Annotated in this window: 6 protein-coding genes; 4 read left to right on the forward strand and 2 right to left on the reverse strand. The window is 69.5% G+C overall.

Translation table 11 applies throughout. The features are described from left to right. Both AC2VOR_RS17395 and AC2VOR_RS17400 read left to right on the forward strand, forming a co-directional pair. Positions 1-266: nucleotidyl cyclase domain-containing protein (locus AC2VOR_RS17395; RefSeq protein WP_486964207.1), on the forward strand; the 266-nt coding region annotated here is incomplete at its 5' end. 258 nt (positions 267-524) lie between these two features. Next, positions 525-1,100, forward strand: a complete 576-nt coding sequence (locus AC2VOR_RS17400) for a hypothetical protein (protein ID WP_369737592.1) — start codon at positions 525-527, stop codon at positions 1,098-1,100. Positions 1,101-1,141: 41 nt separating this feature from the next. Here the strand turns inward: AC2VOR_RS17400 and AC2VOR_RS17405 are convergent, their stop codons facing one another. Beyond that, positions 1,142-3,040 (reverse strand): ABC transporter ATP-binding protein, encoded by a 1,899-nt coding sequence (locus AC2VOR_RS17405; protein ID WP_486964208.1) that lies wholly within the window; start codon positions 3,038-3,040, stop codon positions 1,142-1,144. Further along, a complete protein-coding gene (locus AC2VOR_RS17410; RefSeq protein ID WP_486964209.1) occupies positions 3,037-4,794 on the reverse strand; it encodes an ABC transporter ATP-binding protein in 1,758 nt (585 codons plus the stop codon). The genes AC2VOR_RS17405 and AC2VOR_RS17410 overlap by 4 nt, the downstream gene beginning before the upstream one ends. Positions 4,795-4,955: 161 nt before the next feature. Between AC2VOR_RS17410 and AC2VOR_RS17415 the strand changes: the two genes are divergently transcribed. After that, positions 4,956-5,513, forward strand: coding sequence for a DUF3558 domain-containing protein (locus AC2VOR_RS17415; protein WP_369737595.1), 558 nt, complete (start codon positions 4,956-4,958; stop codon positions 5,511-5,513). 29 nt (positions 5,514-5,542) lie between these two features. After that, positions 5,543-6,061: a DUF3558 domain-containing protein gene (locus AC2VOR_RS17420; protein WP_369741487.1), complete on the forward strand. Its 519-nt coding sequence runs from the start codon at positions 5,543-5,545 to the stop codon at positions 6,059-6,061. Positions 6,062-6,151: the final 90 nt, after the last annotated feature.

Consider the following 6,151-nt stretch of genomic DNA (forward strand, 5'->3'; position numbering starts at 1 on the left):
ACACCGACGACGACTTCCCGCGGTTACGCGCGGGGGTGGCGTCCGGGATGGCGGTGAGCCGGGCCGGCGACTGGTTCGGCAGCCCCGTCAACGTGGCGAGCCGGATCACCGGGGTGGCGCGCCCGGGTACGGTGCTCGTCGCGGATTCGGTGTGGGAGGGCGTCGCTGACACCGGCGCGTTCGACGGGTCGTTTGCGGGCGCGCGCCGGCTCAAGGGTGTCAAGAGCGACGTGAAACTCTTCCGGATTCGCCGGGGGAGCAGCTGAACCATCCCGCATGGGCAGGCCCGGCGCGACGCCAGGGGCGTGCGACTCCGTCATGCGCGGGTGCTACGCGGCCGGCTGTGTACCCCATCGTCCGGCTCTTTGGTTTCGGTCGCTTCCGGGCCTGCTTCCCTTCCGAAAATACGCCGTCCCGGCGCCCAGATCAACGATTTTCCCAGCTCTGAGGCGCCGGGAGCGTCCCCGGTTCCGCTGCCGGCGAACCCGCTTCCATTGCACGTGTAACGGTGTAATCATGTAATCATGAAATCCCATCACACACACCACCGGCACGGCCGGGCGGGCGGCTGGCAGCAGGCCGGGCAGCCGGACGTGAGCGACGCCGGCGAATGGTTGGCCGGGCGCATGCCCGACGGGTGGTTCGACGGCGACCCCACGGTCATCGTCGACCGCGAAGAGATCACGGTCGTCGGAAAGTTGCCGGAAGCCGAGGGCGACGCAGACAGCGAGGCCCGCGCGGCCGGCCGGGCATCGCGGTTCCGGGAGGAAACCCGCTCGGAGCGGATGCGCATCGCCGAGGAGGCGCAGGATCGCTACGGACGCAAGGTTTCCTGGGGTGTGGAGGTTTCCTCCCAAACCGGCAGCGAGCGAATCCTGTTCACCCACATCGCCGTTCCGGTGATGACGCGCCTGAAGCAACCCGAACGCCAGGTGCTCGACACGCTGGTCGACGCCGGGGTCGCCCGGTCGCGCGCCGACGCCCTCGCCTGGACGGTCCGGCTGGTGGGCGAGCACACCGAGGAGTGGCTGGCCAAGCTGCGCGACGCGATGACGGCGGTCGACGACCTGCGCGCGCAGGGGCCGGACCTGCAGCCGTAGGCCCGGCCCACCCGGCCGCCGGCGTGCCCGGAGGCGGCGGGTCAGGCCCGCGTCATCGCGTAGTAGGCGCCCCGCCGCGCGAGCAGTTCGGCGTGGTTGCCCTGCTCGACGATGCGGCCGGATTCGACGACCACGATCCGGTCCGCATCCCGGATCGTCGAAAGACGGTGCGCGATGATGAAACTCGTTCTGCCCTGGCGAAGCTGACGCAGGGCCCGCTGGACGAGGGCTTCGGTGCGGGTGTCGACCGAACTGGTCGCCTCGTCCAGGATCAACAGCTGCGGGCGGGCCAGGAACGCGCGCGCGATCGTGATGAGCTGCTTCTCGCCGGCGCTGATGTTGCCGCCGTCGCCGCTGATCCGGGTCTGGTAGCCGGCGGGCAGCGTGTGCACGAACCGGTCGACGTAGGCCGCCCTGGCCGCCTGGGACACTTCGTCCTGGCTCGCCTCGGGTCGCCCGTAGGCGATGTTCTCCGCGATCGTCCCCTCGAAGAGCCAGGTGTCCTGCAGCACCATGCCGATCCGCGATCGCAGCGACTGCCGGCTCAGCGTGGCGATGTCGATCCCGTCGAAGAGAATTCGGCCCGAATCGACGTCGTAGAACCGCATCAGCAGGTTCACCAGGGTGGTCTTGCCGGCCCCGGTGGGGCCGACGATGGCCACCGTGCTGCCCGGTTCGGCCACCATCGACAGGTCCTCGATCACCGGGACGCCGGGCCGGTAGCCGAAGCTCACGTGCTGGAACTCCACGCGGCCACCCGGCCGCGGCTCCAGCCCGTTGGGCCGCGGCGCGGGCCGGGGGTCCGGAGTTTCCTCGGCCTCGTCGAGCAGGTCGAAAACCCGCTCGGCGCTGGCCACCCCGGACTGCAGCGTGTTGTACATGCCGGCCACCTGGCTCAGCGGCGAATTGAACTGCCGGACATATTGGATGAAGGCCTGGATGTTGCCGAGGGTGATCTGCCCCGTGGCCACCTGCAGGCCGCCCACGACGGCGACCGCGACGTAGCCGAGGTTGCCGACGAACGTCGTCGCCGGCGCGACCAGGCCCGAGGCGAACTGGGCGCCGAAACCGGCGCGGTAGAGGTCGTCGTTGAGCCGGCGGAACTGCTCGCGCGCCGCGGCCCGGTGACCGAAGGTCTTGACCACCGTGAAGCCGCTGTAGGTCTCCTCGATGTGGGCGTTGAGGCGCCCGGTGCTGGCCCACTGGGTCGCGAACAGGCGCTGCGAGCGCCGCGCGATCGCACGCGTCGCCAGCAGCGACAGCGGCACGGTCAGCACCGTGATCGTCGCCAGCAGCGGCGAAATCGACACCATCATCGCCAGGACCGTCACCACGGTCAGCACCGACGTCAGCAACTGGCTGATCGTCATCGCCAGCGACGACTGGACGTTGTCGATGTCGTTGGTGACCCGGCTCAGCAACTCCCCGCGCTGCCGGCCGTCGAAGTAGGACAGCGGCAGGCGGTGCAGCTTGGCCTCGGCGTCGGCGCGCAGGGCGAGCATCGTGCGCTGCACGGTGACGTTGAGCAGCCGGGCCTGCGCCCAGATCAGCAGCGCGGAAACCAGATAGAACGCCAGGGCCACCGCCAGGGTTCGCCCCACCGCGTCGAAGTCCACGCCCCGGCCCGGCACCACGTCGGCCCCCGACAGCAGGTCGGCGAAGGTGTTGTCGCCGCGGGCCCGGGCCGCGGCGACGGCCTGCGACTTGGTGATGCCGGCGGGCAGTTGCCGACCGAGCACGCCGTTGAACAGCAGATCGGTGGCATGCCCGAGGATCCGCGGAACGATCACCCCGATCGCCGTGCCGGTGACGCCCATCGCGATCACCGCCACGGCCAGTACCCGTTGCGGCGCGAGACGTGTGACCAGCCGGGCGGCCGAAGCCCAGAAGTCGCGGGACCGCGCGGCGGGCACGGGGGCCCGGCTGACCGCCGCGGTCACGGCGGGCCCCCCACCCGACCCGATTGCAGGGCGGCCGCCGACTGGGACTCGGCGAACTCCGCGTAGGTCGCACAACCGGCCAGCAGCGACTCGTGGGTGCCCGCGCCGACCACCCGCCCGTCGTCGACGACGATCACCTGATCGGCCTGAGCTGCTGTCGAGACACGTTGTGTGACAACGATGATGGTCGCGTCGGCGGCCGCCTCCCGCAGTGCGGCCCGGACCCGCGCGTCGGTGTGCACGTCGAGCGCGGCGAACGCGTCGTCGAACAGGTAGACGGCCGGGCGCCGGATGACCGCGCGGGCGATGGCCAGTCGCTGCCGTTGTCCGCCCGACAGGTTGATCCCGCCCTGCGCGACCCGCATCTGCAGCCCGTCCGGGTGTGCCCGCACGAATCCGTCGGCGGCGGCGACCTCCAGCGCCTCCCACATCTGTGCCTCGGTCGCCTCGGTCCTGCCGTAGCGCAAATTGTCGGCGACCGTGCCGGTGAACAGGTAGCCGCGCTGGGGGACCAGCCCGATCGCCGACCACAGCCGCTCGGTGTCGTAGGCGCGGACGTCGACGTCGTCGACGAGCACCGCGCCGTCGGTCACGTCGTAGAGCCGGCAGATCAGCGACACCAGCGTCGATTTGCCCGACCCGGTGCTGCCGACGATCGCGGTGGTGGTGCCGGGTGTCGCCGTCAGCGAGACGTCCTGCAACACCGGACGTTCGGCGCCCGGGTAGGTGAACGTCACGCCCGCCACGCGCACGACGCCGGTGATGCCCTGTCGCGGGAACTCGGGGCTGGGCGGGTTGCCGACGGCGGCGCGGGTGGAGAGCACCTCGGTGATGCGTTCGGCGCACACCGATGCCCGCGGCAGCACCACCAGCGTCATCGTCGCCATCAGCACCGCCACCAGGATCTGGGTGAAGTAGGCCAGGAATGCGGTCAGCGCGCCGACCTGCATCTGGCCCCGGTCGATGCGCAGGCCGCCGAACCAGATCAGCGCCACGCTGGAGGCGTTGATGGTCAGCGTGGTCACCGGCAGCATCAGCGCCTGCCAATTGCCGACGCTCAGCGCGGTGTTCGACAGCGCGGCGTTGGCGCGGGCAAAGCGCTCGCTCTCGAAGCGCTCGCGCGCGAACGCCCGCATCACCCGGACACCGGAGAGCTGGTCGCGCATCACCCGGTTGATGCTGTCGATCAGGCGCTGCATGCCGCGCAGCAGCGGCAGCATGTGCGACATGATCCAGTAATTGGCCACGGCCATGACCGGGACGCTGATCAGCAGCAACCACGTCAGCGCGGCCTCCTGGTCGATGGCCATGACGACCCCGCCGACGCACATGATGGGCGCGGTGACCAGCACGGTGCCCGAGATCTGCACCAGGTACTGGATCTGCCGGACGTCGTTGGTGCTGCGGGTCAGCAGCGTCGGCGCGCCGAAGCGCGCGGTCTCGCGCTCGGAGAAGGTGGTGACGTGGTCGAACACCGCCGCGCGCAGGTCACGCCCGAAGCCCATCCCCGTGCGGGACCCGACGTAGGTCGCCCCGACCGAGCACAGCACCTGCAAGCCGGTGACGAAAAGCATCACCAGGCCGAGCCTGACGATGGTCGCGGTGTCGCCCTTGGACACGCCGTCATCGATGATCGCCGCGTTGACCGTCGGCAGGTACAGCGACGCCAGCGTGTTGGCGATCTGCAGCGTCATCAGCACCGCGACCAGCCGGCGGTAAGGCCGGATGTACTGGCGCAGCAGTGCCAGGAGCATGGGCTAACTCTCGCACATGCGCCGCGGCGCGCCGCTGAGCACGGGCACGATCTAGGGAATTGAAATGCCTGCTCAGCTGGCGCGCCGGTGGTTGACCCGCGGGGCTGCCGCTACAGTGCATCGTGTGGACGAGCAGCAGGCTGAGGAACAGCGGAGTAGCGGTGCGGCGTAACCCGGCGACCCTGGCCATTGCCGCCGCGACCTTGACGATCCTGATTCTCGCGGTGGCGGCGTGCTCCAACTCCGGCAGTAACAAGCCGGGGGCCACGGCGTCGTCGGCGCCGGGCAACGCCGAGGGCCACCACGGCCCGATGTTCCCGCAGTGCGGTGGCATCAGCGATCAGACGATGGCGGAACTGACCAAGATGAGCGGGCTGGTCAACACCGCCCGCAACTCGGTGGGATGCCAGTGGTTGGCCGGCGGCGGCATCCTCGGCCCGCATTTCTCTTTCTCCTGGTACCGCGGCAGCCCCATCGGCCGGGAACGCAAAACCGAAGAGCTCTCGCGCGCCAGCGTCGACGACATCAACATCAACGGCCACAGCGGCTTCATCGCGGTCGGCAACGAACCCAACCTCGGCGACTCGCTGTGCGAGGTCGGTATCCAGTTCCAGGACGATTTCATCGAATGGTCGATCAGCTTCAGCCAGAAGCCGTTCCCGCCGCCCTGCGACATCGCTCGCGAGCTAACCCGCCAGTCGATTGCGAATTCGAAGTGATGGCCAGAAGAAGCGTGCGCGCCGCTGTGATGCTGGTCGTTGCCGCGTTGTTGGTGCTGACCGGTTGCTCGAGATCGGTCGGTGGCAACGCCGTCAAGGCCGGCTCGGGCGGGGTGCCGCGCAACAACAATTCCCAGCAGCAGTACCCGAACCTGCTCAAGGAATGTGAGGTGTTGACCACCGACATCCTGGCCAAGACGGTCGGCGCCGATCCCCTCGACATCCAGAGCACGTTCGTCGGCGCGATCTGCCGGTGGCAGGCGGCCAACCCGGCCGGCCTGATCGACATCACCAGGTTCTGGTTCGAGCAGGGCAGTCTGAGCAACGAGCGCAAGGTCGCCGACTTCCTGAAATACAAGGTCGAGAGCCGCAACATCGCAGGGATCGACTCGATCGTGATGCGCCCGGACGACCCCAACGGCGCGTGCGGGGTGGCCAGCGACGCGGCCGGGGTGGTCGGCTGGTGGATCAACCCCCAGGCGCCGGGCATCGACGCTTGCGGACAGGCCATCAAGCTCATGGAGCTGACGCTGGCCACCAACTCCTAACGCGGGGAATCGGGCAATCGGGCTCAGCGCGGCGACGATGCGGCCCGCGTGGCGGGGCGAGGAGGAGCTGCGCAATCGGGCTCAGCGCGG

The sequence above is a fragment of the Mycobacterium sp. TH-M103 genome, assembly GCF_057473785.1.